Annotated in this window: 29 protein-coding genes; 17 read left to right on the forward strand and 12 right to left on the reverse strand. The window is 66.9% G+C overall.

The window, feature by feature from the left end; translation table 11 throughout:
- Nucleotides 1–132: 132 nt before the first annotated feature.
- The 5 genes from WFK98_RS18105 to mnmE all read right to left on the reverse strand — a co-directional run bounded on the left by WFK98_RS18105 (nt 133) and on the right by mnmE (nt 5,868).
- Nucleotides 133–1,017: a ParB/RepB/Spo0J family partition protein gene (locus WFK98_RS18105; RefSeq protein WP_266336602.1), complete on the reverse strand. Its 885-nt coding sequence runs from the start codon at nt 1,015–1,017 to the stop codon at nt 133–135.
- 37 nt (nt 1,018–1,054) lie between these two features.
- Nucleotides 1,055–1,903, reverse strand: coding sequence for a ParA family protein (locus tag WFK98_RS18110; RefSeq protein ID WP_266336603.1), 849 nt, complete (start codon nt 1,901–1,903; stop codon nt 1,055–1,057).
- 26 nt (nt 1,904–1,929) lie between these two features.
- On the reverse strand, nt 1,930–2,565 hold the full coding sequence (rsmG, locus tag WFK98_RS18115; protein ID WP_336801216.1) for a 16S rRNA (guanine(527)-N(7))-methyltransferase RsmG: 636 nt from the start codon (nt 2,563–2,565) through the stop codon (nt 1,930–1,932).
- Complete coding sequence (gene mnmG, locus WFK98_RS18120; protein WP_336801217.1) at nt 2,562–4,445, reverse strand: tRNA uridine-5-carboxymethylaminomethyl(34) synthesis enzyme MnmG; 1,884 nt, start codon at nt 4,443–4,445, stop codon at nt 2,562–2,564. Before mnmG ends, rsmG begins: the two co-directional genes overlap by 4 nt.
- Nucleotides 4,446–4,539: 94 nt before the next feature.
- Complete coding sequence (gene mnmE, locus WFK98_RS18125; RefSeq protein WP_336801218.1) at nt 4,540–5,868, reverse strand: tRNA uridine-5-carboxymethylaminomethyl(34) synthesis GTPase MnmE; 1,329 nt, start codon at nt 5,866–5,868, stop codon at nt 4,540–4,542.
- A 116-nt stretch (nt 5,869–5,984) separates the two neighbouring features.
- On the opposite strand from mnmE, the gene WFK98_RS18130 reads away from it, so the two are divergent.
- Nucleotides 5,985–8,015: a thioredoxin domain-containing protein gene (locus WFK98_RS18130; RefSeq protein WP_336801219.1), complete on the forward strand. Its 2,031-nt coding sequence runs from the start codon at nt 5,985–5,987 to the stop codon at nt 8,013–8,015.
- 92 nt (nt 8,016–8,107) lie between these two features.
- Here the strand turns inward: WFK98_RS18130 and rho are convergent, their stop codons facing one another.
- The 3 genes from rho to hemE all read right to left on the reverse strand — a co-directional run bounded on the left by rho (nt 8,108) and on the right by hemE (nt 11,143).
- A complete protein-coding gene (gene rho / locus WFK98_RS18135) occupies nt 8,108–9,373 on the reverse strand; it encodes a transcription termination factor Rho (protein ID WP_201401535.1) in 1,266 nt (421 codons plus the stop codon).
- 222 nt (nt 9,374–9,595) lie between these two features.
- The gene (hemJ, locus tag WFK98_RS18140; RefSeq protein WP_266336608.1) at nt 9,596–10,024 is read right to left on the reverse strand and encodes a protoporphyrinogen oxidase HemJ; all 429 of its coding nucleotides are present in this window, start codon (nt 10,022–10,024) and stop codon (nt 9,596–9,598) included.
- 96 nt (nt 10,025–10,120) lie between these two features.
- On the reverse strand, nt 10,121–11,143 hold the full coding sequence (gene hemE, locus WFK98_RS18145; protein ID WP_336801220.1) for a uroporphyrinogen decarboxylase: 1,023 nt from the start codon (nt 11,141–11,143) through the stop codon (nt 10,121–10,123).
- A 437-nt stretch (nt 11,144–11,580) separates the two neighbouring features.
- On the opposite strand from hemE, the gene WFK98_RS18150 reads away from it, so the two are divergent.
- From WFK98_RS18150 to dnaQ, 5 genes are read left to right on the forward strand one after another with little or no spacing between them, the layout of a single operon-like run.
- Nucleotides 11,581–12,432, forward strand: coding sequence for a pyruvate, water dikinase regulatory protein (locus WFK98_RS18150; RefSeq protein ID WP_336801221.1), 852 nt, complete (start codon nt 11,581–11,583; stop codon nt 12,430–12,432).
- Nucleotides 12,429–13,025, forward strand: coding sequence for a Maf family protein (locus WFK98_RS18155; protein ID WP_336801564.1), 597 nt, complete (start codon nt 12,429–12,431; stop codon nt 13,023–13,025). The genes WFK98_RS18150 and WFK98_RS18155 overlap by 4 nt, the downstream gene beginning before the upstream one ends.
- Nucleotides 13,026–13,034: 9 nt before the next feature.
- On the forward strand, nt 13,035–13,913 hold the full coding sequence (locus WFK98_RS18160) for a shikimate dehydrogenase (RefSeq protein ID WP_336801222.1): 879 nt from the start codon (nt 13,035–13,037) through the stop codon (nt 13,911–13,913).
- Nucleotides 13,910–14,530 carry a dephospho-CoA kinase gene (coaE, locus tag WFK98_RS18165; protein ID WP_336801223.1) on the forward strand — a complete coding sequence of 207 codons (621 nt, stop codon included), beginning with the start codon at nt 13,910–13,912 and terminating at the stop codon, nt 14,528–14,530. The genes WFK98_RS18160 and coaE overlap by 4 nt, the downstream gene beginning before the upstream one ends.
- A gap of 26 nt (nt 14,531–14,556) precedes the next feature.
- A complete protein-coding gene (gene dnaQ, locus WFK98_RS18170) occupies nt 14,557–15,276 on the forward strand; it encodes a DNA polymerase III subunit epsilon (RefSeq protein ID WP_336801224.1) in 720 nt (239 codons plus the stop codon).
- Between the two features lie 82 nt (nt 15,277–15,358).
- On the opposite strand, the gene secB is transcribed toward dnaQ, so the two are convergent.
- Complete coding sequence (secB, locus tag WFK98_RS18175; protein WP_266336614.1) at nt 15,359–15,844, reverse strand: protein-export chaperone SecB; 486 nt, start codon at nt 15,842–15,844, stop codon at nt 15,359–15,361.
- A 267-nt stretch (nt 15,845–16,111) separates the two neighbouring features.
- Between secB and WFK98_RS18180 the strand changes: the two genes are divergently transcribed.
- From WFK98_RS18180 to WFK98_RS18195, 4 genes are read left to right on the forward strand one after another with little or no spacing between them, the layout of a single operon-like run.
- Nucleotides 16,112–16,834, forward strand: a complete 723-nt coding sequence (locus tag WFK98_RS18180; RefSeq protein ID WP_336801225.1) for a Tim44/TimA family putative adaptor protein — start codon at nt 16,112–16,114, stop codon at nt 16,832–16,834.
- A gap of 15 nt (nt 16,835–16,849) precedes the next feature.
- The gene (mltA, locus tag WFK98_RS18185) at nt 16,850–17,947 is read left to right on the forward strand and encodes a murein transglycosylase A (RefSeq protein ID WP_336801226.1); all 1,098 of its coding nucleotides are present in this window, start codon (nt 16,850–16,852) and stop codon (nt 17,945–17,947) included.
- On the forward strand, nt 17,944–18,534 hold the full coding sequence (locus WFK98_RS18190) for a Smr/MutS family protein (RefSeq protein ID WP_336801227.1): 591 nt from the start codon (nt 17,944–17,946) through the stop codon (nt 18,532–18,534). The genes mltA and WFK98_RS18190 overlap by 4 nt, the downstream gene beginning before the upstream one ends.
- Nucleotides 18,531–18,911, forward strand: coding sequence for a helix-turn-helix domain-containing protein (locus WFK98_RS18195; protein ID WP_336801228.1), 381 nt, complete (start codon nt 18,531–18,533; stop codon nt 18,909–18,911). Before WFK98_RS18190 ends, WFK98_RS18195 begins: the two co-directional genes overlap by 4 nt.
- A gap of 17 nt (nt 18,912–18,928) precedes the next feature.
- Here the strand turns inward: WFK98_RS18195 and WFK98_RS18200 are convergent, their stop codons facing one another.
- The 3 genes from WFK98_RS18200 to hslV all read right to left on the reverse strand — a co-directional run bounded on the left by WFK98_RS18200 (nt 18,929) and on the right by hslV (nt 21,925).
- The gene (locus WFK98_RS18200; RefSeq protein WP_336801229.1) at nt 18,929–19,876 is read right to left on the reverse strand and encodes a DUF1402 family protein; all 948 of its coding nucleotides are present in this window, start codon (nt 19,874–19,876) and stop codon (nt 18,929–18,931) included.
- 168 nt (nt 19,877–20,044) lie between these two features.
- On the reverse strand, nt 20,045–21,349 hold the full coding sequence (hslU, locus tag WFK98_RS18205; protein ID WP_336801230.1) for an ATP-dependent protease ATPase subunit HslU: 1,305 nt from the start codon (nt 21,347–21,349) through the stop codon (nt 20,045–20,047).
- Nucleotides 21,350–21,358: 9 nt separating this feature from the next.
- Nucleotides 21,359–21,925, reverse strand: coding sequence for an ATP-dependent protease subunit HslV (hslV, locus tag WFK98_RS18210; protein WP_336801231.1), 567 nt, complete (start codon nt 21,923–21,925; stop codon nt 21,359–21,361).
- Nucleotides 21,926–22,135: 210 nt separating this feature from the next.
- Here hslV and hisB point away from each other — a divergent pair, with 210 nt between their 5' ends.
- Genes hisB through coaA form a run of 7 tightly spaced genes read left to right on the forward strand, consistent with a single transcriptional unit; the run spans nt 22,136 to nt 26,701 of the window.
- Nucleotides 22,136–22,729 (forward strand): imidazoleglycerol-phosphate dehydratase HisB, encoded by a 594-nt coding sequence (hisB, locus tag WFK98_RS18215; protein ID WP_336801232.1) that lies wholly within the window; start codon nt 22,136–22,138, stop codon nt 22,727–22,729.
- Nucleotides 22,730–22,738: 9 nt separating this feature from the next.
- Entirely contained in the window at nt 22,739–23,215 is a 477-nt protein-coding gene (locus tag WFK98_RS18220; protein WP_336801233.1) for a DUF2628 domain-containing protein, read from the forward strand.
- The gene (hisH, locus tag WFK98_RS18225) at nt 23,212–23,862 is read left to right on the forward strand and encodes an imidazole glycerol phosphate synthase subunit HisH (RefSeq protein ID WP_336801234.1); all 651 of its coding nucleotides are present in this window, start codon (nt 23,212–23,214) and stop codon (nt 23,860–23,862) included. Before WFK98_RS18220 ends, hisH begins: the two co-directional genes overlap by 4 nt.
- Nucleotides 23,862–24,602 carry a 1-(5-phosphoribosyl)-5-[(5-phosphoribosylamino)methylideneamino]imidazole-4-carboxamide isomerase gene (hisA, locus tag WFK98_RS18230; RefSeq protein ID WP_336801235.1) on the forward strand — a complete coding sequence of 247 codons (741 nt, stop codon included), beginning with the start codon at nt 23,862–23,864 and terminating at the stop codon, nt 24,600–24,602. The genes hisH and hisA overlap by 1 nt, the downstream gene beginning before the upstream one ends.
- Nucleotides 24,602–25,390 (forward strand): imidazole glycerol phosphate synthase subunit HisF, encoded by a 789-nt coding sequence (gene hisF, locus WFK98_RS18235; RefSeq protein ID WP_266336626.1) that lies wholly within the window; start codon nt 24,602–24,604, stop codon nt 25,388–25,390. Before hisA ends, hisF begins: the two co-directional genes overlap by 1 nt.
- A 12-nt stretch (nt 25,391–25,402) precedes the next feature.
- Entirely contained in the window at nt 25,403–25,726 is a 324-nt protein-coding gene (locus WFK98_RS18240; RefSeq protein ID WP_336801236.1) for a phosphoribosyl-ATP diphosphatase, read from the forward strand.
- Between the two features lie 21 nt (nt 25,727–25,747).
- Entirely contained in the window at nt 25,748–26,701 is a 954-nt protein-coding gene (gene coaA / locus WFK98_RS18245) for a type I pantothenate kinase (RefSeq protein WP_336801237.1), read from the forward strand.
- The last annotated feature ends 72 nt before the right edge of the window (nt 26,702–26,773 follow it).

Consider the following 26,773-nt stretch of genomic DNA (forward strand, 5'->3'; position numbering starts at 1 on the left):
TGCATCCGCCGTTCGGCACGACAACCTCGACCCAGACGAAAACGCCGACCGCAGGCCCCTGGGCGAACGGTCGGCGTCGGCGTCTGTTTTCGATCCTGCCCCGGCCGCAGACAGCGCCCAGGTGGGAAAGATCTAGTCGCGCTTCAGCAGGCGGCAGACCTCGTCGAGCTGTTCGAGCGACTTGTAGCGGACCTTCAGCTCGCCGCTGCCGTTCGACTTGTGGTCGATCGTCACCATCAGGCCGAGCACGTCGCCGAGCAGCTTCTCGAGCGCCCGCGTATCCGCGTCCTTCTCGGCCTTGCTGGCGGCGCGCTGGCCCTTCTTCGGCTCGTTCTGGGTTAGCGCCTCGGCGTCGCGCACGGTCAGGCCCATGTCGACGATGCGCTGCGCCACCGCTTCAGGATTGTCGACGGTGACGAGCGCGCGGGCGTGGCCGGCGGTCAGCTTGCCGTCGCGCAGATAGGTCTGCACCGCCGGCGGCAGCTTCAGCAGGCGCAGCGTGTTGGCGACATGCGGCCGGCTCTTGCCGATGACGTCGGCGAGCGCCGTCTGGCTATAGTCGAACTCGTCGATCAGCTGCTGATAGCCGAGCGCTTCTTCCAGCGCGTTCAGATCGGCGCGCTGGACGTTCTCGATGATGGCGAGCTCGAGCGCTTCCTTGTCGTTGACGTCGTGGATGATGATCGGGACGTCGTGCAGGGCGGCGCGCTGCGCCGCGCGCCAGCGCCGCTCGCCGGCGATGATCTCATAGGCGTCGGCCGGCCCGCCCGGCACCGGACGAACGAGGATCGGCTGCATGATCCCCTTCTCGCGCACGGAGGCGGTGAGATCGGCGAGGTCTTCTTCCTCGAACGCCTTGCGCGGGTTGCGCGGATTGGGACGCAGGAACTCGACCGGCACGCGGCGCGAATTGCGGCTGCGCGGGTCGCTCGCAACCTGATCGGCGCTGCCGACATCGCCGATCAGGGCGGCGAGCCCACGGCCCAGACGCCGGCGCGATCCGTCTTCCATGCTCATAGCGTCAACTCCCACAAATCCCAGAGCCCGCGGCGCCTCAGGCGGCACGCAGGCGCTTCTCGCGTTGAATGATCTCCGAGGCCAGGCGGAGATAGGCCTGGCTGCCCGTGCTCTTGAAATCGTAGAGCAGCACCGGCTTGCCATGCGACGGCGCTTCCGAAATCCGGACATTGCGCGGGATCACCGTGTCATAGACGGCGTCGCCCATATGCGCGCGGACGTCGGCCACCACCTGGCTGGCCAGGTTGTTGCGGCTGTCGAACATGGTCAGCACGATGCCGTGGATCGACAGTTCCGGGTTCAGCGCATGCTTGACCTGGTCGACCGTCTGCAGCAGCTGGCTCAGGCCTTCGAGCGCGAAGAACTCGCACTGCAGCGGCACCAGGATCGAATGCGCCGCCGACAGGGCGTTGATCGTCAGCAGGTTGAGCGAGGGCGGGCAGTCGACCAGCACATAGCTGTAGTTTCGGGACCGAATCGACTCCGGCCGCTGCATGTGGCTGGCGATCGCCCGGCGCAGCTTGAAGGCGCGGTCGGAACGGCTGGCGATTTCCAGCTCGACGCCGAGCAGGTCCATCGTCGACGGCGCCACCGACAGGCGCGGTACCGCCGTCTCCATGACGATCTCGGCCAGGGTGGATTCGCCGACCAGCACGTCATAGGTCGAGCGCAGCCGGCTCTTGCGGTCGATGCCGAGGCCGGTCGAGGCATTGCCCTGCGGATCGAGATCGACGATCAGCACTTCCTCGCCAATCGCCGCCAGCGCGGTCCCCAGGTTGATCGCCGTCGTCGTCTTGCCGACGCCGCCCTTCTGGTTGGCCAGCGCGATCACGCGGGGCTGCGGCGGCAGCAGGGACGGCGGCGAAAACGTATCGGCATAGGACATGGCGGCCTCATCGATGGCGCGCGGGATCAGACGATCCGGCGCTCTGCCCGGCAAATCTCGACGATCGAACTGCGTTCGTCGATCATGCTCTTGTGTCTTATCAGATCGAGGGACCAAGATTTAGAGGCTTCCGCCAATTCCCCCTCGAAATCTTCACCTTTGTGAAAGGTTCCTGTGGCACCGGCGGCCAGAACCGGCGCCGAGAGATCGAGCAGATCCGCCAGCGAGGCCAGCGCGCGGCCGCTGATCCGCTCGACCGGCTCTTTCCACTGTTTCAGAACCGATTCGATCCGCCCCTCATGCACGATCGCCTTGGCGCCGGTCTCGCGGATCACCGTGCGCAGGAAGGCACATTTGCGCTGGTTAGCCTCGACGCAATGAACGATGGCGCCTTCGGTGTCGGCGAGCAGGATGGCCGTGATCAGGCCCGGCAGGCCGGCGCCGCTACCGAGATCGAGCCATTTCCGCGTGTCCGGAAACAGCGCCACCAGCTGGGCGCAGTCGGCGACATGCCGGGTCCAGATCTGGCCGAGCGTGTTCGGCGAGACGAGGTTCTGCGCGGGCTGCCACTTGCGCAGCAGCGCCACATAGCGCTCCAGCCGCTCGCCTGTTTCACGTGAAACGGGGAGGATGGCCTCGACGGCCGCGATCGTATCGGTCATGCAACGGTCCGGATGGCTTGCGGGCGACGACGCGCCGTGGTGAGGAGAAGGGCCAGCGCCGCCGGCGTCATGCCCTCGATGCGGCCGGCCTGGCCGAGCGTCGCAGGACGCACCAGCATCAGCCGTTGGCGCAGCTCGTTCGACAGGCCCTCGATGGCGCGATAGTCGATGTCGTCGCCGAGCGGCACGGCCTCGTCGCGCTTCACCGATTCGATATCGTTTTGCTGCCGATTCAAATAAACGGCATATTTCGCATCGGCCTCGATCTGGTCGAGGATCGCCGGCGCGAAGCGGCCGAGCTCCGGCCAGACCTGCACCAGCCGCGCCGCGTCGATATCCGGGTAGGCCAGCAGGTCAAAGGCGGAACGGCGCACGCCGTCCTGGTTGACGCCGAGCCCGACCTTGACCGCCTCGTTCGGCGTCAGCCTGCGTTCGGCAAAGGCCTGCCGCGCTTCCGAGAGCTGCGCCAGCTTGGCGGCGAATGCCTGCTCGCGCCGGGCGCCGACGGCGCCGATCGACAGGCCAAACGGCGTCAGGCGCTGATCGGCATTGTCGGCCCGGAGCGACAGCCGGTATTCGGCCCGCGAGGTAAACATGCGATAGGGCTCGGTGACGCCACGGGTGATCAGGTCGTCGATCATCACGCCGATATAGCTGTCGGAGCGGCTGAAGGCGACGCCGTCCTGGCCGCCGGCGCGGCGGGCCGCGTTGAGGCCGGCCACGACGCCCTGCGCCGCCGCCTCCTCGTAGCCGGTGGTGCCGTTGATCTGGCCGGCCAGGAACAGGCCCTGCACCTTCTTGGTCTCGAGCGACGCGGTCAGTTCGCGCGGATCGACATGGTCATATTCGATGGCATAGCCCGGACGCAGGATGACCGCATTCTCCAGGCCCGGGATGGTGGCAATCAGCGCCTTCTGCACATCCTCCGGCAGCGAGGTCGAGATGCCGTTCGGATAGATGGTCGGGTCGTCGATCCCTTCCGGCTCGAGGAAGATCTGGTGCGATTCGCGCTCGGCGAAGCGGACGATCTTGTCTTCGATGCTGGGACAATAGCGCGGGCCCCGGCTTTCGATCTGGCCGGAATACATCGGCGAGCGATGCAGGTTGGCCCGGATGACGTCGTGCGTCGCTTCGGTGGTGCGGGTGATGAAGCAGTCGACCTGCGGCCGCTCGATCCGCGCCGTCAGCGTCGAGAACGGCTCCGGCTCGTCGTCGCCGGGCTGGCGCTCCAGAATGTCGAAGTTGATGGTGCGGCCATCGAGCCGCGCCGGCGTGCCGGTCTTCAGCCGCGCCAGGTTGAAGGTGTGGCGCTCCAGCGCGCCGGAGAGGCCCATCGCCGGCTTCTCGCCGACCCGGCCGGCCGGGATCTTGGTCTCGCCGATATGGATGAGCCCGCGCAGGAAGGTCCCGGTCGTGATCACCACGGCGCCGCAGGCGATGCGGCGGCCATCGGCAAGCACGACGCCGGCAATGCGGCCATCGACCACCGTCAGGTCGTCCGCCTCGCCTTCGACGACGGTCAGATTGGCGGTGGCGGCGATCTCCGCCTGCATAGCCTCGCGATAGAGCTTGCGGTCGGCCTGGGCGCGCGGGCCGCGCACCGCCGGCCCCTTGCGCCGGTTCAACATGCGGAACTGGATGCCGCCGGCATCGGCGACGCGGCCCATCAGGCCGTCCAGCGCATCGACCTCGCGCACGAGATGACCCTTGCCGAGACCGCCGATCGCCGGGTTGCACGACATCACGCCGATGGTATCGCGCGAATGGGTGACCAGGGCGGTGCGGGCGCCCATCCGCGCCGAGGCGGCGGCCGCCTCGGTTCCGGCATGGCCACCGCCGATGATGACGACGTCGAAGGTCGCCTCTGCTGCGCTTGTCATGGTTCCGATCCCTCTGATGCGGCCTTCCTAATCGCTCGCCGGAACGACGTCAAAGCCGAAAACTGTTTCACGTGGAACAGGGGCCGAAACGATCCTATTTGCCGATGCAGAACTCGGCGAAGATGACGTCGAGCAGATCCTCGACATCGACCTTGCCGGTGACCCGACCGAGCGCATCGGCGGCGCTGCGCAAGAGTTCCGCCTTGACCTCGATGGCGCGGCCGGCCTCGCGCTCCAGCTCGCGCAGATGCTCCAGCGAGCGGCTGATGCCGTCGCGCTGGCGGGCGCGGGTAATCAGCGCGGCCGGCATCGGCCGGGCCAGATCCAGCGCCGTGCCGATCGCCCGGACCAGATGATCCAGTCCCTCGCCCGTCCGCGCCGACAGGGCGATGTCGGCCGTCCCGGCGGATAGTTTCGAGTCCGAATCGACAAGGTCGAGCTTCGTGCGCACAAGCAGCCTCACCGCGCCTTCGGGAATCGTTTCGGACCAGGAGTCGTTGTCCGACAGCGCCAGCACGAGATCGGCGGCGCCGGCCCGGCGGCGGGCGCGGGCGATCCCCTCGCGCTCGACCAGGCTTTCCGTCTCGCGCAGGCCGGCGGTGTCGACCAGGGTGACAGCGTGGCCGCCAAGGTCGAGCGAGACCTCGATCAGGTCGCGCGTCGTGCCCGGCTCGGCCGTGACGATCGCCGCCTCGCGCCGCACCAGCGCATTCAGGAGGCTGGACTTGCCGGCATTGGGCGGCCCCAGCAGCACCACTTCGAAACCATCGCGGACGCGCTCGCCAAAATGCTGGTCGTCGAGATGCGCCGCCATCTCGGCCGCCACTTCCGCCGCCTCGCGCCAGGCCGGCGCCATCACGTCGTCCGGCACGTCTTCCTCGTCGACGAAGTCGAGCCCGGCCTCGATCAGGGCGCGGGCGCGGATCAGCCGCCGCCGCCAGTCCTCATAGAGCTTGCGCAGGCCGCCCTCGGCCTGACGCACGGCGAGGCGCCGCTGCATCTCCGTCTCGGCGGCGACCAGATCGGCCAGACCCTCGATCTCGGTCAGGTCGGCGCGGCCATTCTCGAAGGCGCGGCGGGTGAACTCGCCCGCCTCGGCCTGGCGGTAGCCGGGTAGGCCGCCCAGCGTCTTCAGCAGGCTGGCGATCACCGCCCGGCCGCCATGCACCTGCAACTCGGCGACATCCTCGCCGGTGAAGCTGGCCGGGCCGGGAAAGAACAGAACGAGTCCGCGATCGAGGATATCGCCCGTTTCCGGCGCGCGCAGCGTCCGCAGCGCTGCCATCCGCGCTTTCGGCACATCGCTGATCAATGTTTCGAGTCCGAATCGAACACCCGGACCCGAGAGCCGGATCACCGCCACGCCCGAAGGCGCGGCGCCGCTCGAAAGGGCGAAGATCGTATCGTCGCGTCGTTGTGTCATGCCGTCCTGCTCGTCGTCCTGCCCGCCCGGCCGATGCCTTCGCGCTTGCGTGTCCGCCGCAGCGGTCTACCTTCAGCGGCTGATTGTTGAAAGCCTTCCAGCCAGCGAAAGCCGCGATGTCCGAAAACCTGCTGCGCCTCGAGACCAGCCCCTATCTGCTGCAGCACCGGGACAATCCCGTCCACTGGCGCGGCTGGAACGCCGCCGCGCTAGAGGAGGCGCGGCAACTCGACCGGCCCATCCTGCTCTCGATCGGCTATGCCGCCTGCCACTGGTGCCATGTCATGGCGCATGAATCCTTCGAGGATCCGGCGACCGCAGCGGTGATGAACCGTCTCTTCGTCAACATCAAGGTCGATCGCGAGGAGCGGCCGGACATCGACCAGATCTACATGGCGGCGCTGCACGCGATCGGCGACCAGGGCGGCTGGCCGCTCACCATGTTCCTGACGCCGGATGGCAAGCCGATCTGGGGCGGCACCTATTTCCCGAAGACCTCGCGCTATGGCCGCCCCGGCTTCGTCGTCGTGCTGGAGCAGATCGCCCGCTTCTATGCCGAGGACCGCGACAAGATCGTCGCCCAGGCCGACCGCATCGCGGCGCATCTGCAGCCGCGCCCGGTGGGCGAGGGGCCGCCGCTCGGCCGGCCGCTGCTCGACGAGGCGGCGCGCGCCATCCTCGGCATCATGGATCTCGACAAGGGCGGCACGCGCGGCGCGCCGAAATTCCCGAACACCGCGGTGATCGATTTCCTCACCCGCAGCGCCCACCGCACCGGCGACAGCGACATGGCGCGCGCCGTCGACGCAGCCCTGATCGGCATGAGCAACGGCGGCATCTTCGATCATGTCGGCGGCGGCTTCGCCCGCTACTCGACCGATGCCGACTGGCTGGTGCCGCATTTCGAGAAGATGCTTTCCGACAATGGCCTTCTCCTCGAGCAGCTCGCCCTGCTCGCGGGCATCAGCGGCGCCGGCGCCCTCTATCGCGCCCGGATCGAGACCACGATCGGCTGGCTCGTCCGCGAGATGCGGCTGCCGGGCGGCGCCTTCGCCGCCAGCCTCGACGCCGACAGCGAGGGCCATGAGGGCCGCTTCTATGTCTGGACCCGCACCGAGCTGGAGCATCTGCTCGGGGCCGAGGACGCCGCCTTCCTTGGCGATCTCTACGACATCCAGGCTGGCGGCAACTGGGAGGGCGTTTCGATCCCGAATCGATTGCGGCACCCTGCCCCCCTCGCAACCGATGACGAGCGACGCGCCGAAACGCTGTTCGCGAAGCTGCTTTCAGCGCGCGAGACGCGCGTGCGCCCCGGCCTCGACGACAAGATCCTGGTCGACTGGAACGGCTATGCGATCACCGGGCTCGCAACCGCCGGCTGGCTGCTCGACCGGCCGGACTGGACCGAACTCGCCGCGACGGCGTTTCGTTTCCTGGCCGAATCGATTTCCCGCAACGGCCGGCCCGGCCATGCGACGCGGGACGGCAAGTCCGTCCATCCCGGCTTCTCGTCCGATCTCGCCTCGCTCGCCCGCGCCGCCATCGCCCTGCACCAGGCGACACAGGAGAGCGCCTATCTCGACCGCGCCATCGGCTATCTCGACCAGCTCGAGGCGCATCATGGCGACGGCCAGGGCGGCTATTTCTTCACCGCCGACGACGCCGAGGCGCTGATCCTGCGCAAGGCGGAGCGGATCGACGACGCCTCGCCCAATCCGCACGGCCTTGCCGTCGACAGCCTGGTCCGGCTCTGGGCGCTGACCGGCGAGGACCGCTTCCGCGACCGCGCCGACCGCGTGCTCGCCGCCGCCGCGCCGATCATCAACCGCAACGTCTTCGGCACGGCGAGCCTGCTCTCCGGACTGGACCTCCGCCTCGCCGTGCGCACGGTGGTGATCCTGACCTCGGCGACCGATGACGGCGCCGGACTCCGGCGCGCGCTGCGCGAGGACTGGCGGCCAACCTTCGTGCTCGACGTCCAGCCCGAGGATCGCGACCTGCCGGCCAGCCACCCGGCGCATGGCAAACGGGCGATCGACGGCCGGGCGACCGCCTATGTCTGCCGGGAAGGCAACTGCTCGCTGCCGATCATCGAGCCGGAAGCGCTCGTCGCCGAATTGCACGGCGCCTGGTTACCGCATGGCTAACGAAAGGCTAACGCGTTAACCGGATCCGAAAACGGAAATGGCCGGGACGAGCCCGGCCATTTCGCATTCTGGATTTCTGGCGATCTCGCCGATCAGGTGTTCATCTGATCGAAGAAATCGGAGTTGTGTTTGGTCTGGCGCAGCTTGTCGAGCAGGAACTCGATCGCGTCGACCGTGCCCATCGGCATGAGGATGCGGCGCAGCACGTACATCTTCTTGAGCACGTCCGGCGGCACCAGCAGCTCTTCCTTGCGGGTGCCGGAACGGGTGATGTCAATCGCCGGGAATGTCCGCTTGTCGGCCACCTTGCGGTCCAGGATGATTTCCGAGTTACCGGTGCCCTTGAACTCTTCGAAGATGACTTCGTCCATGCGGCTGCCGGTATCGATCAGCGCCGTCGCGATGATCGTCAGCGAGCCGCCTTCCTCGATGTTGCGCGCGGCGCCGAAGAAGCGCTTCGGCCGCTGCAGCGCGTTGGCGTCGACACCGCCGGTCAGCACCTTGCCGGAAGACGGCACCACCGTGTTGTAGGCGCGGCCGAGGCGGGTGATCGAATCGAGCAGGATGACGACGTCGCGGCCATGCTCGACCAGGCGCTTGGCCTTCTCGATCACCATCTCGGCGACGGCGACGTGGCGGGTAGCGGGTTCGTCGAAGGTCGAGGAGATGACCTCGCCCTTCACCGAGCGCTGCATGTCGGTGACTTCTTCCGGGCGCTCATCGATCAGCAGGACGATGAGGTAGCACTCGGGATGGTTCTGGGCGATCGAGTGGGCGATGTTCTGCAGGAACACCGTCTTACCAGTGCGCGGCGGCGCGGTGACGAGGGCGCGCTGGCCTTTGCCAAGCGGCGCAACCAGGTCGATGATGCGCGGCGTCATGTCCTTGCCGGCCGGAACCTCGAGCTCCATCTTGAAGCGCTCGTTCGGGTAGAGCGGCGTCAGATTATCGAAGTGAACCTTGTGCCGGGCCTTGTCCGGGTCCTCGAAATTGATCGTCGAGACCTTCAGCAGGGCGAAATAGCGCTCACCGTCCTTCGGACTGCGGATATAGCCCTCGACCGTGTCGCCGGTCCGCAGCGAAAAGCGACGGATCTGCGAGGGAGAGACATAGATATCGTCCGGTCCGGCGAGATAGTTGGCGTCGGGGGAGCGCAGGAAGCCGAAACCGTCCTGCAAGACCTCGACGACGCCCTGTCCGACGATCTCGACGTCGTTGTCTGCCAACTGCTTCAGGATGGCGAACATCAGCTCCTGCTTGCGCAGCGTGCTCGCATTCTCGACCTCAAGTTCCTCGGCGAAGGCCAGCAGCTCCGTCGGGGATTTGGACTTGAGGTCCTGTAGTTTCATTTCACGCATGGGTTTTGTGAATCTCGTTGGGATTCAAGAAAGGAAGGGTCGAATGGTATCGAAAATGGGGATTGGCAGAACTTCAGCCTGGCGGGGACAAGGCCCGCCGGCGCGACGCTTCGGTCGACCCTGGCAGGTCAACCGGCATCCGTCTGCTTCGACAAGATGGCGCACCATAATCGCTCGCCGGTTCCACGGCAAGCGTCAGAAACGTCGCAATTTCGCAGAAATCTAGAACGGCTTGACCACGACCAGGATGACGATCAGCACCATCAGGACGGTCGGAATCTCGTTCGCCAGACGGTAGGCCCGCTCCGAACGGGTGTTGCGGTCCGCCGCGAACGCCTTGCGGCACGACGCAAGCCACATATGGAAAGCCGACATGGCGATGACAAGCACGAACTTCGCCATGAACCAGGGCTGCTGCTCCCAGCCGCCGAGGCGAACGATCGTCAGTCCCGTGATCCAGGTCAGGATCATCGCCGGATTCATGATCATCCTGAGCAGCTTGGCTTCCATCACCTTGAACGTCTCGGACTTGTCGGATCCGATCGCGGCGCCGGTGTGATAGACGAACAGGCGCGGCAGATAGAAGATGCCCGCCATCCAGGCGATCACCGAGATCACGTGCAGCGCCTTGATCCAGTCGTAATAGGCCATCTGTTTCCCCTGCCCTAAGCGCGTTCTCGAACGAAATGGATACCGGCCGGCGCGCGGAAAACGCGGCCACGGCAATATCGGAGCCCGCCGCCGCGCCTAGCGGCGGACGCGCTCGACCAGCCGCTCGACATGCTCGATCGGCGTCTGCGGCACAATTCCGTGACCAAGATTGAAGATCAGCCTGGCCCCGCGCATCGCCTCGAGAATTTCGTCGACCGCTTCGTCCAGCTGCGCGCCACCGGCCACCAGCACCATCGGGTCGAGATTGCCCTGGATGGCGGCGCGTCCGTCGATCTCCCGGCGAACGGTGGCAAGCGGCACCGTCCAGTCGACGCCGACGGCGTTGACCTTCGTCGTCTCGACGAAATCGGCCAGGCCGCGGTCGGCTCCCTTCGGAAAACCGATGAAGCGGGCGCCGGCAACCTCGGCGCGAACGCCGGCGACGATCCGGGCGATCGGTCCGGCCGACCAGCGCTCGAAAGCCGCCGGCGACAGCACGCGCGACCAGCTGTCAAAAACCTGCACGGCGTCGGCGCCGGCGCGCAATTGCGCCACCAGATAGACGATCGAGGCCTGCACGAGCTTGTCGATCAGCCGGTCCAGCGCCTCGGGGTCGCGTGCGGCGAGCAGGCGCGATGGTGCCTGGTCCGGTGTCCCCTTGCCGGCGATCATGTAGGTGGCAACCGTCCAGGGCGCGCCGCAGAAGCCGATCAGCGCCTTGTCCGGAGCCAATTCGCGGCGAACCGCGCCGACGGTCTCCAGCACGGGCGCCAGCCGCTCGAGGACGGCATCGGTCGTGAGCCGGTCGATATCCGCGCGCTCGATCGGATCGAGCCGCGGTCCCTCGCCTTCGACGAAACGGACGTCACGGCCGAGCGCATGCGGGATGACGAGGATATCGGAAAACAGGATCGCCGCATCGAAGCCGAAGCGGCGGATCGGCTGGAGCGTCACCTCGGTCGCCAGTTCCGGCGTGTAGCAGAGATCGAGGAACGATCCGGCCTGTGCGCGCAGCGCCCGGTATTCCGGCAGATAGCGGCCGGCCTGTCGCATCAGCCACATCGGCGGCTGGGCGATCGCTTCGCCATCGAGCACGCGCAAAAGGCGCGCCTTCGTCATCAAAGCCGTCGGGTCGTTCTGCACCACCATCACCAAAGAAAGAGATCTATCTGTAGTTTCTTCTTTTCTTTGACGGTGGATTACCGGCATTCACGGCTGTCCACAATGCGACCGAGACGACCGCGCAACCCGGACGTGTTTTCCACGGCCTGTGAATCCAATCCGGGAACCGCTCGGGTCGTTTCGGATCATCTCCTTGAGTCAGCACCGGATTATCCGATCGCGACCGCAAATCCGGGTGCCTGAATCGGACTGTTAATATCCACGCAAGGAATTGGTTAACAAATCCCTAATCCCCATTTGCCTCGACAGCTGTGAATCTCTTTCCCCAGCCTCAGCGGCTGTTGATCATTTTCCGGCCATCGGGGACAAGTCGGGCTCTGACCGTCCGGCCGCCGAGTTCTCCCGTTCCTGTCCACAGCCCTGGGGATGACAGTGTGAAAAACGAGCTTCGCCACCTGCACCTCCACCTGATTTCCGACGCCACGGGCGAGACCCTGCTGACGGTCGGCCGCGCCGCCTCGGCCCAATATCCCGGTGTCGAGGTGATCGAGCACATGCATTCCATGGTGCGTGCGCCGAAGCAGATCGAGCGCCTCGTCTCTGAAATCGGTCAGGAGCCGGGCATCGTCCTGTTCACCCTGGTGGATCGGTCTATGGCGTCGATGCTCGAACAGGGCTGCCGGGACATCGGCGTTCCCTGCTTCTCCGTGCTCGATCCGGTTCTGCAGGTGTTTCAGTCCTATCTCGGCGCCTCGATCCAGGGGCGGGTCGGCGCGCAGCATTCGCTCGATGGCGACTATTTCCGCCGGATCGAGGCGCTGACTTTCACGATGATGCATGACGACGGTCAGCTGCCGGAGGATCTCGACCTTGCCGAGATCGTCATCATCGGCGTCAGCCGGACATCGAAGACGCCGACCAGCATTTATCTCGCCAATCGCGGCGTGCGCACCGCCAATATCCCGATCGTGCCGGGGATCGGCCTGCCGGCGGAACTGGAGGCGGCGACCCGGCCGCTGATCGTCGGCCTGGTGGCGACGCCGGACCGCATCGTGCAGATGCGCGAGAACCGCCTGCTCACCAATTCGGGCTTCGGCGACGACGATCCCTATGTCGATCGCGCCGCGGTCGCCAACGAGATCGCCTCGACGCGCAAGATCTGCGCCCGCAAGGGCTGGCCGGTGATCGACGTGACACGCCGCTCGATCGAGGAAACCGCCGCCGCCATCCTGGCGCTGCGCAACAAGGGCGCGGCGAAGGATGGCCTCGGCCCGGTGGGGGACTGACGATGACGCTTATCCTCGCATCGACCAGTTCGACCCGCATCGCCCTCCTCCGCAATGCCGGCATCGCTTTCGAGGCGCGGTCGCCCGGCGTCGACGAGCGCGCGCTGGAAATGCCGCTGCTGGCGGCCGGCGCCAGCCCGACCGAGATCGCGCAGGCGCTTGCCCGGGCCAAATCGCTGGCGCTCGCCGCGTCGCCCGGCGCGGTCGTGCTCGGCGCCGATCAGGTGCTCGATCTCGAGGGCGAACGTTTCGTGAAGCCGGCGGATCGTACCGATGCATTCCGGCAGATCGCGCGGCTCGCCGGCCGGACCCACCGGTTGCGCACGGCGGTCGCGCTGGCGAGCGAAGGCGCCATCGTCTGGGAGCATGTCAGCACGGCGAGCCTCACCATGCGCCCGCTTACCGACGCCGCGATTGATCGCTATCTGGATGAAGCCGGCGAGACGGCGCTATGGTCGGTCGGCGCCTATCTGCTCGAAGGCGTCGGAATCCAGTTGTTCTCCGCCATCGATGGCGACTATTTCAGCATTCTCGGTCTGCCGCTGCTGCCGCTGCTCGACATTTTGCGCCAGCGTGGCGTGCTTCCTTCCTGACGAGGCGACATGACGATTTCCGCTTCTCCGACCGCCGCCGTTCCAACCGCCTGCGTGATTGGCTGGCCGGTCAAGCATTCGCGTTCGCCGATCATCCATCGCCATTGGCTGTCCGAACTGGGACTAGCCGGCGACTATGTGCGCCATCCGGTCGAGCCAGAGCAGGCGGCTGCCTTCTTCGCCGGGTTCGCCACGGGCCCGTTTGTCGGCTGCAACGTCACGGTCCCGCACAAGGAGGTGGCCTTCGCCGCCGTCGATCACGCCGATGCGGTGGCGACCGCGCTCGGCGCCGTCAACACGGTCTGGCTGGAAGACGGGCGCCTGATGGGCTCCAATACCGATGCGGAAGGCTTTATCGCCAATCTCGATCATGGGGCGCCGGGCTTCGACGCCAATCCGGGCGCGGCGATCGTGCTCGGCGCCGGCGGCGCCGCCCGGGCGGTGATCTGGGCCCTGCAGGCGCGCGGCTTCGCGCCGATCCATGTCATCAACCGCACGCGCGACCGCGCCGGGGCGCTGGCCGAGCGTTTCGGCAGCGATATCCACCCGGCCGGTTGGGAGGATCTCCCTGCCCTGCTGCCGCAGGCCTCGCTTCTGGTCAACACTACCTCGCTCGGGATGGAAGGCCAGCCGCCGCTGGTGATCGATCTCGCCGCGGCGCGCGACGATCTTCTCGTCACCGATATCGTCTATATCCCGCTCGAGACGCCGCTCCTGAAGGTGGCGCGATCGCGCGGCCTGAAGACGGTCGACGGCCTCGGCATGTTGCTGCACCAGGCGGTGCCGGGCTTCGAGCGCTGGTTCGGCCGCCGCCCGGTGGTGACACCGGAACTCCGGCGCCTGATCCTCGCCGACATGGGCGTGACGGAAACGGGTGTGGCGGCGTGATCGTCATCGGCGTCACAGGCTCGATCGGCATGGGCAAGTCGACGACGGCCCGCCTGTTCGCCGCCCATGGCGCCGTGCTGCATGACGCCGATGCCGTCGTGCACGCGCTCTATCGCGGCGCTGCCGTGCCGCGCGTTGCGGAGCGGTTCCCCGATGCGATCACCGACGGCGCGGTCGATCGCGGCAAGCTGTCGGCCATCCTGGCCGACGATCCCGCCGCCCTGCCCGATCTCGAGGCGATCGTTCATCCGATGGTACAGGCGGTCGAACAGGAGCGGATGGCGGCGGCCCGCGCCGAGGGGCGGTCCCTGTTCGTCGTCGACGTGCCGCTGCTGCTGGAGACCGGCGCCGAGGGCCGGGTCGACGTCGTGGTGGTCGCGAGCGCGCCGGCCGATATCCAGGCCGAGCGGGTGCTGCAGCGGCCGGGCATGACGGCCGAGCGGCTGGCCGCCATTCTCGCGCGCCAGATGCCGGACGCCGAGAAGCGGCGGCGGGCGCATTTCATTGTCGATACCGGCGGCAGCAAGGCGGCTTCGGCCCGTTGCGTGGCCGATATCGTTCGCGCGCTGGCGGCGCGGGCGGCAAGCGGATCCAATCCGCCCGCCGACATGCCATGATGACTGGAACGAACCGGAGCTGAGCCTTGCGCGAAATCGTCTTCGATACCGAAACGACGGGCCTGGAGCCGCTGAAGGGCGACCGGCTCGTCGAAATCGGCGCCGTCGAACTGTTCAACCACCTGCCGACCGGTCGTGACTATCACGTCTACATCAATCCGGAACGCTCCATGCCGGAAGAGGCGTTCCGCGTGCACGGCCTGTCGGACGAGTTCCTCGCCGACAAGCCGCTGTTCGGCGCCGTCGTCGACGAATTCCTCTCCTTCATCGACGGCGCGACGCTGATCGCCCACAACGCCAATTTCGATATCAGCTTCCTGAACGCCGAATTCGCCCGGCTCGGCAAGCCACCGATTCCGCCCGAGCGCGTCATCGACACGCTGGCGCTGGCGCGGCGCAAGCATCCGAAGGCGGCGAACACGCTGGACGCGCTCTGCTCGCGCTATGGCATCGATACCAGCTCGCGCACCGTCCACGGCGGCCTGATCGACTCCGTGCTTCTGGCCGACGTCTATCTGGAGCTGATCGGCGGCCGCCAGCCGGACCTGGTCCTGGTGCCGGAAGCCGTCGCCGAGGTGACCGTCGATGGCGGCCTGGCGGTCGTGGCCGCGCCGCAGCAGCGGGCCGTGCCGCGCGCTTTTCGCGTCACGGCGGAAGAGCAGGCGGCGCATCGCGCCTTCATCGCCAAGATGGGCGACAGCGCCTTGTGGAAGACCTATATGCCCGAGGAAGTCGAGCCGGGCTGACCCGGGCTTTCCGGGCAGGCAACAAAAAAGCTCCCGAACCGCCGGCTCGGGAGCTTTTTCATCTCGGGTGATCGAAGTTCGATCAGCTCGGACGCGAACCCTGCTGGGCGGCGGCCATTTCCATCAGGCGCTGGCGGTAGAGCTGGGTGAAGTCGACCGGGTCGACCAGCAGCGGCGGGAAGCCGCCATTGCGGGTCATGTCGGCGAGGATCTGGCGCGCGAACGGGAACAGCAGGCGCGGGCACTCGATCATCAGGATCGGGGCCAGGTTTTCCTGCGGCACGTTCGAGACGCGGAACACGCCGGCATAGACCAGCTCGGCGACGAACAGCGCCTGGTCACCGTCGGTGGCGCGGCCTTCGAGGCGCAGTTCGATCTCGTAGTCGTCGCCGTCCAGCGGCGTGGCGCCGACATTGATGCCGATGTTGATCTGCGGCGCCGTGCGGCGCGGGCCGAGCGAGCGCGGCGCGGCCGGGTTCTCGAAGGACTGGTCCTTCACATATTGCAGCAGGATCGAAAGGTTGGGCTGGGCGAGCTGGCCCGCGCCATTTTCGTTATCATCGGCCATTGAAGGCGGCTCCCCTGGAACAATCCGGCCGAATGGCCCGATCTCAACAAGTGGGCTCGCTAACACTTCCGTCTCGGTGATACAAGCGGCTGTGCCGAGCTCGTCGAAGACGCGCAGAGGGCCGGACCCCGGCATTCCCGCCCGGTCGGCCTTTGTGGTCTTGACGGACTTGGATCGACGCCCAACGATTACCACATTGGGTCCGTGCCGGCCGATCGCGCAATCGGCTTCATGGACGCCCCCGGAATAGGACAGGATGCCTTCGGCATGAACGGCTTCGTCGATATCTACACGCTGATCTTCCTCGTCCTCGCGGTGGTGATCTTCTTCAAGCTGCGTGGCGTGCTTGGCCAGCGGACCGGCAATGAGCGCCCGCCCTTTGATCCGTTCACCCGCCGCAAGGCGAGCGAACCGGACGCCAGCGCCGACGACAAGGTCATCCCCCTGCCCCGTCGCGCCAATGACGACGTCGCCCCCGCGCCCGCCGGGGCGACGGCCGACGACCAGCGCATCGCCGCCATCGCGCCCGCCGGCACCCCGCTCGCGACGGCGCTCGGCCAGATCATGGCGGCCGATCGCAATTTCGATCCGCAGCAGTTTATCGACGGCGCCCGCACCGCCTACGAGATGATCGTCACCTCGTTCGCCCGCGGCGACCAGAAGACGCTGAAGCCGCTGCTCGGCCGCGAGGTCTATGACGGCTTCGTCAGCGCCATCGGAGATCGCGAGTCGCGCGGCGAGACGGTCGAGTTCAATTTCGTCGGCTTCGAGAAGGTCGAGATGGTCGATGCGGCGCTCAAGGGCGGCACGGCGCAGGTTTCGGTCAAGTTCGTGTCGAAGCTGATCTCGGCGACCCGCGACAAGGCCGGCGAGGTCGTCGACGGCGATCCCGTGCACATCGCCGATGTCACCGACATCTGGACCTTTGCGCGCGACGTCGGCTCGCGCGATCCCAACTGGCTGCTCGTCGCCACCGAAACCGTTGAATGACCGGGAACCTCGCTCGTGTCCACGGAAGGAAACGCCCGGCTTGTGCCTTTGCCGTTCGGCGCGATCGAGGGTTGGCAGGATGATGACCATGCCGCGGCGTGGCGCGCCTATCGCCTGAGCGCCGTCTACGCCGCCGCCAACGAGCCGAAGACCCGCAGCCTCGGCATCGACGGTACCGCCCTCGCCCGGATCGCCCGGATCGCCGCCGCCATGCCGGCGGAGATTGTCGCCGGCGAGGCCCGGACCTTCTTCGAGACCCATTTCCAGCCGATGCGGGTGGCGTCGGCCGCCGGCAATGGTTTCTTCACCGGCTTCTACGAGCCGGAAGTCGCCGCCTCGCGGCATCCCGACGAGACGTTTCGCGTGCCGCTGCTGGGGCCGCCGGCGGAGCTGGTCGAGGTCGACGAGCAGGCGCCGCCGCCGGGCCTCGAGCCCGGCATGCGCTTTGCCCGCAGGACGACGGCCGGGTTCGAGCCCTTCTTCGACCGCGGCGAGATCGAGCGCGGCGCGCTCGACGGTCGTGGCCTGGAGCTCGCCTATGTCGCCGACCGCGTCGACGCGCTCTTCATCCATATCCAGGGCGCGGCCCGCCTGCGCATGCCGGACGGCGCGTTGCTACGCGTGACTTATGCTGCCAAATCCGGTCATGCCTATACCTCGGTCGGCAAGGTCCTGCTCGACCGGCAGGAACTGCCGAAGGGCGGCGTCAGCATGCAGACGATCCGCGCCTGGCTCGCCGAGCATCCCGACCAGGCCTCCGAGGTGATCTGGCAGAACCGCTCCTACATCTTTTTCCGCGAGGCGCCGGTGATCGATCCCGAGCTCGGCCCGATCGCCGCCGCCAAGGTGCCGCTGACGGCCGGCCGCAGCCTCGCCGTCGATCGCACGCTGCACACCTTCCATGCGCCGATCTGGATCGACACGCGCCTGCCGGCAGCCGAGGGCGGCGTCACGTATCGGCGGTTGATGATGGCGCAGGATACCGGGTCCGCCATTCTCGGCCCGGCGCGGGGCGACATCTTCTTCGGTTCCGGCGACGAGGCCGGCCGGATCGCGGGACGCATGCAGGCCGCCGGCGATTTCGTCGTGCTGGCGCCGCGGAGCGATCCATGACGCGTCGCAAGCGCAATCTGTCCGGCGAGGAGCGCACGCTCTGGGCGACCGTCGCCCGCACCGTGGCGCCGCTCCGGCCGGAGGATGCGATGGTCGAGCCGCCGGAACCGCCGGCCGAAATGCCGCCGGTCGCAGCCGCGACGGCGAAGGGAACGGCGATGCCCGCCAAGGCCGGCAAGATCGGCAAGGCGGTGCCGCCGCCTCCGCCGCCCCTGCATCCGATCGAGCGCCGGACGCTGACCCGCGTCGCGCGCGGCACGATCGAGATCGATGGCCGCATCGATCTGCATGGCCTGACCCAGCTCGACGCGCATGATCGCCTGCGTGGTTTTCTGATCGACGCGCAATCGCGCGGCTCCAAGCTGGTGATCGTCATCACCGGCAAGGGCAAGGTCGGCGGCGATGACCCGTTCGGCATGAATGAGCGTGGCGTGCTCCGGCGGCGCGTGCCGCAATGGCTGGCGGAGCCCGGCCTGCGCAACATCGTTATCGGTTTCGAGGAGGCGCATCGCAGCCATGGCGGCGGCGGCGCTCTCTATGTGCGCATCCGCAAGAAGCGGACGGCGCACAAGGCAGGCGACGTGTGACGCCGTTCGGACGAAAGCTGCGCGCCATGCGCGACGAGCGCGGGCTGTCGCTGAAGACGATGGCCGAGGGGCTGCAGGTGTCGAGCTCCTACCTGTCGGCGCTCGAGCATGGCCGGCGCGGCAGTCCGAGCTGGTTCATGGTCCAGCGCATCATCGCCTATTTCAACGTGATCTGGGACGAGGCCGAGGAGTTGCAGCGCCTGGCAGAGACGTCGCATCCGCGCGTCGTCGTCGATACGGCCGGCCTCGACCCGGCCGCGACCGAGCTCGCCCACCTGCTGGCATCGACAATCCGTGGCCTCAGCGCCAAGTCCTTGCGGGATCTGAAGAAAGCGGTTCGCGACGCTGCGGCGCGCGATCATGTCGACGGCGCCTGAGCCGAAGCAAAGGCTCTTCAGAGCAACTTGCGCAGCTCGTCGATGCGGTCGTTCACCAGCCAGCCATAGTAGTTTTCCTGCGGCAAGGCGTTCTTGTTGCGCTTGCGATCGGCCGCGAGCGCCCGGGCGCGGACCTTGACGTCACCGACATTGTAAAGCGTCGAGGTGATGCCGGGATTGTTGGAGATGTCGACCCCGGCCGTGTCGCGATAGACATCGATCGACAGGCGGATGATCGCCGCCATGTAGTCCAGCGACATGTTGGGATCCATGATCGCCTGGTAGAGCTGCGGCGCCTGTTCGGCGTTGAGCAGCGGCAGGCCGCTCTTCCGGTGGACGATATCGGTGACGGTGAGGGCGGTCAGCGGATTGATCTGGCCGAGGCCGAAGGTCTGGCCGGCAAAGAGCGGCTGGAAGAACACCTTCGAGAAGCGGTCGCGCGGGAACGACTTGCCATCGACCTTCTTGCCGCGGAATTCCTTGTCCCAGACGTCTTCTCGGCAGGTCCACAGGTCATAGGCGCTGGAAAGGCCGTCGCATTCGGAAAACTGTGGCCGCGCGACGAAGTCGGCGACGGATTCGCCCTGGTAGCCGAAGGAGAGGTCCTTGGTTCCGAGATAGGCGAGGGCCTTGACGTAATAGGCCTGGGCGCTGTCGAGACCGCCGACATTGTAGGTGTGCTCGCCAACGATGGCGCCCACCAGGTGGACGGGATCGACGCCATAGGTGGCGGCGGCGCGCTTGATCGAGCGCATCAGGCCCTTGTCGCGCTGCAGCAGCGAATAGATGCGGCGGTACTTCGCCTCGAAGCTTTCCTTGGTCTCGCCGGCGCGCTTGATCGAACTCATGTCGATCGTCGGCTGCTGCTTCGAGCGGTTGCCGGGTGGCACCGCGACGACGGCGAAAGCGGGCAGGGTGGTCGCAAGGATCAGGGAGGCGAGCAGGGCACTGCGCAGGAGACGCATGGAAATTCCGTCGGTCGGTCAACATGACCGCACCCGGGACGGATCGGCCGATCCCGGCTTATAGCATCGGAAATCCGGCCGCGAATACGGCTTACCTGCCACACTGGCCCGGATAACGCCGCGTCGGCTGCCGCCCCCGCGCGGCTGGCGCGGGGGCGGCAGTTCTCGTCAGAGGATGTAGCGCGACAGGTCGATGTTGCGCGAGAGATCGCCGATATGCGCCTCGATATAGGCGGCGTCGATCGTCACCGTCTCGCCGGAGCGATCCGGCGCGGCGAAGCTGATCTCGTCGAGGATCCGCTCCATCACCGTCTGCAGGCGACGGGCACCGATGTTCTCGACCGACGCGTTAACCTCGACCGCGATGCGGGCGATTGCGTCGATTGCATCCTCGGTGATGACGAGGTTGACGCCTTCCGTCTGCATCAGAGCGATATACTGCTTGATCAGGCTCGATTCCGGCTCCGTCAGGATCTGGCGGAAGTCGGACTGTGTCAGCGCGTTGAGCTCGACGCGGATCGGCAGTCGACCCTGCAGTTCCGGCAGCAGGTCCGACGGCTTGGCGATGTGGAATGCGCCCGAGGCGATGAACAGGATGTGATCCGTCTTCACCGGCCCGTACTTGGTGGCAACCGTTGTCCCCTCGATCAGGGGCAGCAGGTCGCGCTGCACGCCTTCACGGGAGACATCGCCCGACCGGCCTTCGCGGGCGCAGATCTTGTCGATCTCGTCGAGGAAGACGATGCCGTCATTCTCGACGACGGCGATCGCCTCTGAAGTCAGCTGGTCGTCGTCGAGCAGCTTGTCGGATTCCTCGTCGATCAGCACCTTGTAGCTGTCGCGCACGGTGACGCGGCGCGTCTTGGTCTTGCCGCCAAAGGCCTTGCCGAGCATGTCGCCGATGTTCATCACGCCGATCGAGGCGCCCGGCATGCCGGGAACGTCGAATTGCGGCATGCCGCCTGACTGGTCCCGCACCTGGATCTCGATTTCCTTGTCATCGAGCTCGTTGGCGCGCAGCTTCTTGCGGAAGCTCTCGCGGGTGGCGGGGCTGGCGGCCTCGCCGACCAGCGCGTTCAGCACGCGCTCCTCGGCCGAAAGATGGGCCTTGGCCTCGACGTCCTTGCGCTTCTTCTCGCGCGTCAGGCCGATGCCGATCTCGACGAGATCGCGCACGATCTGCTCGACGTCGCGGCCGACATAGCCGACCTCGGTGAACTTGGTCGCCTCGACCTTGAGGAAGGGCGCGCCGGCGAGCTTGGCGAGGCGGCGCGAGATCTCGGTCTTGCCGACGCCGGTCGGCCCGATCATCAGGATGTTCTTCGGCAGCACCTCTTCGCGCATCGTGCCTTCGAGCTGCTGGCGGCGCCAGCGGTTGCGGAGCGCGATGGCGACGGCGCGCTTGGCGTCGTTCTGGCCGATGATGTAGCGGTCGAGTTCGGAGACGATCTCGCGGGGAGAGAAATTGGTCATGGAGTTTCCCTAGGCCGCGTCGAGCTGCTCGAGCGTGACACTGGTGTTGGTGTAGACGCAGATGTCGGCGGCGATCGCCATCGCCTTGCGGGCGATCTGTTCGGCGGTCAAATCGCTGTCCATCAGGGCGCGGGCGGCGGCGAGGGCGTAGTTGCCACCGGAGCCGATGCCCATCACGCCGCCTTCCGGCTCCAGCACGTCGCCATTGCCGGTCAGCACCAGGCTGGTGGACTTGTCGGCGACGAGCATCATCGCCTCGAGATGGCGCAGATAGCGGTCCGTTCGCCAGTCCTTGGCGAGTTCGACGCAGGCGCGGGTCAGTTGTCCGGGATATTGCTCGAGCTTGGCCTCGAGGCGCTCGAAAAGGGTGAAGGCGTCGGCGGTCGAGCCGGCGAAGCCGGCGATGACTCCGCCCTTGCCGAGCGGGCGCACCTTGCGGGCGGTGTGCTTGATCACCGTCTGGCCGAGCGAAACCTGGCCGTCGCCGGCGATGACGACCTTGTCGCCCTTGCGGACGGTAATGATGGTCGTCCCGTGCCACGCCGCATAGGGGCTGTCATTCTGGGGATGTGTCATGATCTGCTTTCGTGGCGGATCGCCTTGGTCCCATCAGGCCCCGCGGCGATCCCTGTTGGCTAGAGCGTCTTATGTAGGCGCCTCCTCGGTCGATGCAAAGGCTTGCTCAACCTTATGGCGCTATGGGGAAACGCCTGATAAAAGCCGGCTGTCCTGAGCGAAATGCGCCCAGATCGCTGGACCGAGCAGGGACCGAGAAGGAAAGCAGATATGCGTAGCGCCACGATCGAGCGCAAGACGAAGGAAACCGAGATCGCGGTGACGCTGGATCTCGACGGCACCGGCCGCGCCGACATCGCAACCGGCGTCGGCTTCTTCGACCATATGCTCGATCAACTGGCTCGCCATGGCCTGATGGACCTTACCATTCGCTGCAAGGGCGATCTGCATATCGACCAGCATCACACCGTCGAGGACGTCGGCATCGCCATCGGCCAGGCGCTCAGGAAGGCGCTGGGCGAGATGCGCGGCATCACCCGCTACGCCGATACCCACCTCGCCATGGACGAGGCGCTGACCCGCTGCGCCATCGACGTTTCCGGCCGGCCCTATCTGGTCTGGAAGGTCGAGTTCACGAGGCCCAAGGTCGGCGATTTCGACACCGAGCTGTTCAAGGAATTCTTCCAGGCCTTCGCCCAGAACGCCGGCATCACGCTGCATATCGAAAACCTCTATGGTGACAACAACCACCATATCGCCGAGACCTGCTTCAAGGCGGTGGCGCGTACGCTTCGGGTGGCGGCGTCGATCGACCCGCGCCAGGCCGACCGCGTGCCGTCGACCAAGGGCAAGCTAGGCGACTGAGGGAGCGTCATGACGACCTACACCGTGCACGCACCGCCCGTTTCCGCGACCGGCGGGATGCGCGAGGCCGAGCGCATGGTCTTCGTCAGGGACGGTTTCTGCTGGGCGGCTTTCCTGATCCCGGTGATCTGGATGCTCTATCGGCGCCTGTGGCTGGTGCTCTGCTTCTATGCCCTGTTCGCCGTCGGCGTCGAATGGGTGGGCCGCACGCTCGGCGCCCCGACGGCGGCGGCGCTCGGGCTGCTCGGCGCGCTCTATCTCGGCTTCGAGGGCAACACGCTCCGGCGCTGGACGCTGGCGCGCCGCCGCTTCAGGGAGCAGGGCATCGCCGATGGCCGTTCGCTCGAAGAGGCGGAGATCCGTTTCTTCGTCCGTGCCGACGACGCGACGCCGGGCCCTTCCGGACCGGCTGCCGCTCCGCTCGCGCAACCCCATTTCTCGGCCGACATCGTTGGCCTCTTTCCGACCCCGGGGACAACCCGATGACCATTGCGATCATTGACTACGGCGCCGGCAATCTCCGCTCGGCCGCCAAGGCGCTGGAGCTCGCCGCTGCGCGCAACGGCTCGACGGCGCCTGTCGTCGTCACCGCCGACCCTGACGTCGTCGCCAGGGCCGATCACATCGTGCTGCCCGGCGACGGCGCCTTCGCCGATTGCCGCACCAATCTCGACAGCGTCGACGGCATGATCGAGGCGATCAACGAGGCGATCGACGCGCGCGGCCGGCCGTTCCTCGGCATCTGCGTCGGCATGCAGCTGCTGGCGACGCGCGGCATCGAATACGGCGTCACCAGGGGCCTCGGCCGCATCCAGGGCGAGGTCCGGCGTATCGAGCCGAACGATCCGCGCCTGAAGATCCCGCATATGGGCTGGAACACGCTGAACGCGTCCGGCTCGCATCCGCTGCTCGACGGCATCGCGCTCGGCGACGATGGCTGGCACGCTTATTTCCTGCACGGCTATCAGCTCTTTGCCGAGCAGCCGGGCGACGTCATCGCCACCGCCGACTATGGCGGCCCGGTCACGGCGATCGTCACCACCGGCAACGTCGCCGGCACGCAGTTCCATCCCGAGAAGAGCCAGAAGCTCGGTCTCGCCCTTCTCGCCAACTTCCTGAAGTGGAAGCCCTGATGATCCTCTTTCCCGCCATCGATTTGAAGGACGGCGCCTGTGTTCGCCTGAAGCTCGGCGACATGGAGCAGGCGACGGTGTTCAACACCGACCCCGCCGCCCAGGCGCATGAATTCGAGAGCCAGGGCTTTGAATACCTCCACGTCGTCGACCTGAACGGCGCCTTCGCCGGCCAGCCGGTCAATGGCGCCGCCGTCGAGGCGATCCTGAAGCGCGTGAAGATGCCGGTCCAGCTCGGCGGCGGCATCCGCGACCGCGGCGGCGTCGAGGCCTGGCTCGACAAGGGCATCGCCCGCGTGATCCTCGGCACCATCGCCGTACGCGATCCCGACCTCGTCCGCGAGGCCTGCAAGGCCTATCCGGGTCAGGTCGCCGTCGGCATCGACGCGCGCGGCGGCAAGGTCGCGGTAGAGGGCTGGGCCGAGACCTCGGAGCTTACCACCATCGAGCTGGCGCGCCGGTTCGAGGATGCCGGCGTCGCGGCGATCGTCTTCACGGACATCGATCGCGACGGCGTGCTGAAGGGCCTCAACATCGAATCGACTCTGGCGCTGGCCCGCGCGGTTGAGATCCCTGTCATCGCCTCAGGCGGCCTTGCCTCGCTCGACGACGTCAAGCGCCTGCTGCAGCCGGATTGCGCCATCCTCGAGGGCGCGATCTCCGGCCGCGCGCTCTATGACGGCCGGCTCGACCCGGCCGAGGCGCTGAAGCTGATCCGCGAAGCGCGGGAGACCGCCTGATGCTCAAGACCCGCATCATTCCCTGCCTGGACGTGCATGACGGCCGCGTCGTCAAGGGCGTGCAGTTCGTCGACCTGATCGACGCCGGCGACCCGGTCGAGGCCGCCAAGGCCTATGACGCCGCCGGCGCCGACGAGCTCTGCTTCCTCGACATCACCGCGACGCACGAGAACCGCGGCACCATCCTCGATGTCGTGGCGCGTACCGCCGAAGCCTGCTTCATGCCGGTGACGGTGGGCGGCGGCGTCCGGGCGGTGGAGGATATCCGCGCGCTGATGCTGGCCGGCGCCGACAAGGTAGCGATCAACTCGGCCGCCGTGACGGACCGCATGATCGTCGCTCGCGCGGCGGAGAAGTTCGGCGCCCAGGCGATCGTCGTCGCCATCGACGCCAAGCAGACGAAGCGGCGCGGCATGAGCGGCGACCACCACGACCGCTGGGAGATCTTCACCCATGGCGGCCGCAAGGCGACCGGCATCGACGCGATCGAATATGCGATCGAGGTCGCGGCGCTGGGTGCCGGCGAGATCCTCCTGACCTCGATGGACCGCGACGGCACGCGCGACGGCTTCGACCTCGCGCTCACCCGCGCCATCGCCGATGCGGTGCCGATCCCGGTGATCGCCTCGGGCGGCGTCGGCGCGCTCGATCATTTCGTCGATGGCGTCGTCGAAGGCCATGCCAGCGCGGTGCTGGCGGCTTCGGTGTTCCATTTCGGCCAGTTCACCATCGGCGAGGTGAAGACACACATGGCGGCGGCCGGCATTCCCGTCCGGCTCGACGGCTGAGGAGGGCAGGGCATGTCCGATTTCACGCTTTCCGACCTCGCGGCCATCATCCGGAACCGCGCCCATTCGGGCGATCCCGGCTCCTACACCGCCAAGCTGGTGGCCAAGGGCCCGTCGCGCTGCGCCAAGAAGTTCGGCGAGGAGGCGGTCGAGGCCGTCATCGCCGCGACCGAGGGCAACAAGGCCGAGCTGACGGCGGAAGCGGCCGATGTGCTCTACCATCTGCTGGTGATGCTCGAGGCGTCCGATCTGCCGCTTGACGCGGTGATGCAGGAGCTCGAGGGCCGCACCCGGCAGACCGGACTGCAGGAAAAGGCGTCGCGGCCGGCGGAGTAGTTCGCGGTCGGGGAGAAGAACATGGACAAGTCCGCGCGGATCGAGCACGCACCGCATCGCACCTTCGGCCGTCAGGAATGGGCGAGCCTCCGGGCCGACATGCCGCTGACGCTGACCGAGGCGGATCTTTTCCGCCTGCGCAGTCTGAACGATCCGATCTCGATCGACGAGGTCGTGACGATCTACCTGCCGCTGTCGCGCCTGCTCAGCCTCTATGTCGCCGCGACGCAGGGGCTCTACAACGCCACCCGCACCTTCCTCGGCGCCAATGAGGGCAAGACGCCGTTCATCATCGGCATCGGCGGCTCCGTCGCGGTCGGCAAGTCGACCGCCGCGCGCGTGCTGAAGGCGCTTCTCGCGCGCTGGACCAACACGCCGAAGGTCGACCTGATCACCACGGACGGCTTCCTCTATCCCAATGCCGTGCTCGAGCGCGAAGGGCTGATGGAGCGCAAGGGCTTCCCGGAGAGCTACGACCTGCCGGCGCTGCTCTCCTTCCTGTCCGACATCAAGGCCGGGCTCGGCAGCGTCTCCGCGCCCGTCTATTCGCATCTCGTCTACGACATCGTGCCGAGCGAGCGGATCACCATCGACCGGCCGGACATCCTGATTGTCGAAGGCATCAACGTCCTGCAGGCGCCGCGCCTGCCGCGCGACGGCACGGCGGTGCCCTTCGTCTCCGACTTCTTCGATTTCTCGATCTATATCGACGCCGAGGAGGCCGACATCCGGCGCTGGTATGTCGAGCGTTTCCAGCGCCTGCGCGAAACCGCGTTCCAGGACCCGAACTCCTACTTCCACCGCTATGCGATGGTGTCGGACGCCGAGGCGCTGGCGATCGCCGACCGGCTCTGGTCTCGCATCAACCGGGTCAATCTCTACGAGAACATCCTGCCGACCCGCCCGCGCGCCGACCTTATCCTCAGCAAAGGGGAAAGCCACCTGATCGAGCGGGTCGCGCTGCGTCGTCTTTGAGGCATTTGCTGGGTTTCCGGCAGCTCTGATTGCCACTCGTTCGCAGTTGCGAAGATAGCCGTTGAAGCCTCC

This window comes from Kaistia sp. MMO-174, from assembly GCF_037147815.1.
Lineage (GTDB): Bacteria > Pseudomonadota > Alphaproteobacteria > Rhizobiales > Kaistiaceae > Kaistia > Kaistia nematophila.

Bases quoted from the DNA above. Each gene is read 5' to 3' on its own strand.
- WFK98_RS18240 (WP_336801236.1), top strand. From the start codon at position 25,403: ATGTCCGATTTCACGCTTTCCGACCTCGCGGCCATCATCCGGAACCGC.
- WFK98_RS18180 (WP_336801225.1), top strand. From the start codon at position 16,112: ATGAACGGCTTCGTCGATATCTACACGCTGATCTTCCTCGTCCTCGCG.
- hisH (WP_336801234.1), top strand. From the start codon at position 23,212: ATGACCATTGCGATCATTGACTACGGCGCCGGCAATCTCCGCTCGGCC.
- WFK98_RS18105 (WP_266336602.1), bottom strand. From the start codon at position 1,017: ATGAGCATGGAAGACGGATCGCGCCGGCGTCTGGGCCGTGGGCTCGCC.
- WFK98_RS18190 (WP_336801227.1), top strand. From the start codon at position 17,944: ATGACGCGTCGCAAGCGCAATCTGTCCGGCGAGGAGCGCACGCTCTGG.
- mnmE (WP_336801218.1), bottom strand. From the start codon at position 5,868: ATGACACAACGACGCGACGATACGATCTTCGCCCTTTCGAGCGGCGCC.
- WFK98_RS18110 (WP_266336603.1), bottom strand. From the start codon at position 1,903: ATGTCCTATGCCGATACGTTTTCGCCGCCGTCCCTGCTGCCGCCGCAG.
- hemJ (WP_266336608.1), bottom strand. From the start codon at position 10,024: ATGGCCTATTACGACTGGATCAAGGCGCTGCACGTGATCTCGGTGATC.
- rho (WP_201401535.1), bottom strand. From the start codon at position 9,373: ATGCGTGAAATGAAACTACAGGACCTCAAGTCCAAATCCCCGACGGAG.
- WFK98_RS18160 (WP_336801222.1), top strand. From the start codon at position 13,035: ATGACGATTTCCGCTTCTCCGACCGCCGCCGTTCCAACCGCCTGCGTG.
- hemE (WP_336801220.1), bottom strand. From the start codon at position 11,143: ATGACGAAGGCGCGCCTTTTGCGCGTGCTCGATGGCGAAGCGATCGCC.
- mnmG (WP_336801217.1), bottom strand. From the start codon at position 4,445: ATGACAAGCGCAGCAGAGGCGACCTTCGACGTCGTCATCATCGGCGGT.
- secB (WP_266336614.1), bottom strand. From the start codon at position 15,844: ATGGCCGATGATAACGAAAATGGCGCGGGCCAGCTCGCCCAGCCCAAC.
- hisA (WP_336801235.1), top strand. From the start codon at position 23,862: ATGATCCTCTTTCCCGCCATCGATTTGAAGGACGGCGCCTGTGTTCGC.
- hisB (WP_336801232.1), top strand. From the start codon at position 22,136: ATGCGTAGCGCCACGATCGAGCGCAAGACGAAGGAAACCGAGATCGCG.
- coaA (WP_336801237.1), top strand. From the start codon at position 25,748: ATGGACAAGTCCGCGCGGATCGAGCACGCACCGCATCGCACCTTCGGC.
- WFK98_RS18130 (WP_336801219.1), top strand. From the start codon at position 5,985: ATGTCCGAAAACCTGCTGCGCCTCGAGACCAGCCCCTATCTGCTGCAG.
- WFK98_RS18220 (WP_336801233.1), top strand. From the start codon at position 22,739: ATGACGACCTACACCGTGCACGCACCGCCCGTTTCCGCGACCGGCGGG.
- rsmG (WP_336801216.1), bottom strand. From the start codon at position 2,565: ATGACCGATACGATCGCGGCCGTCGAGGCCATCCTCCCCGTTTCACGT.
- hslU (WP_336801230.1), bottom strand. From the start codon at position 21,349: ATGACCAATTTCTCTCCCCGCGAGATCGTCTCCGAACTCGACCGCTAC.
- hslV (WP_336801231.1), bottom strand. From the start codon at position 21,925: ATGACACATCCCCAGAATGACAGCCCCTATGCGGCGTGGCACGGGACG.
- hisF (WP_266336626.1), top strand. From the start codon at position 24,602: ATGCTCAAGACCCGCATCATTCCCTGCCTGGACGTGCATGACGGCCGC.
- WFK98_RS18200 (WP_336801229.1), bottom strand. From the start codon at position 19,876: ATGCGTCTCCTGCGCAGTGCCCTGCTCGCCTCCCTGATCCTTGCGACC.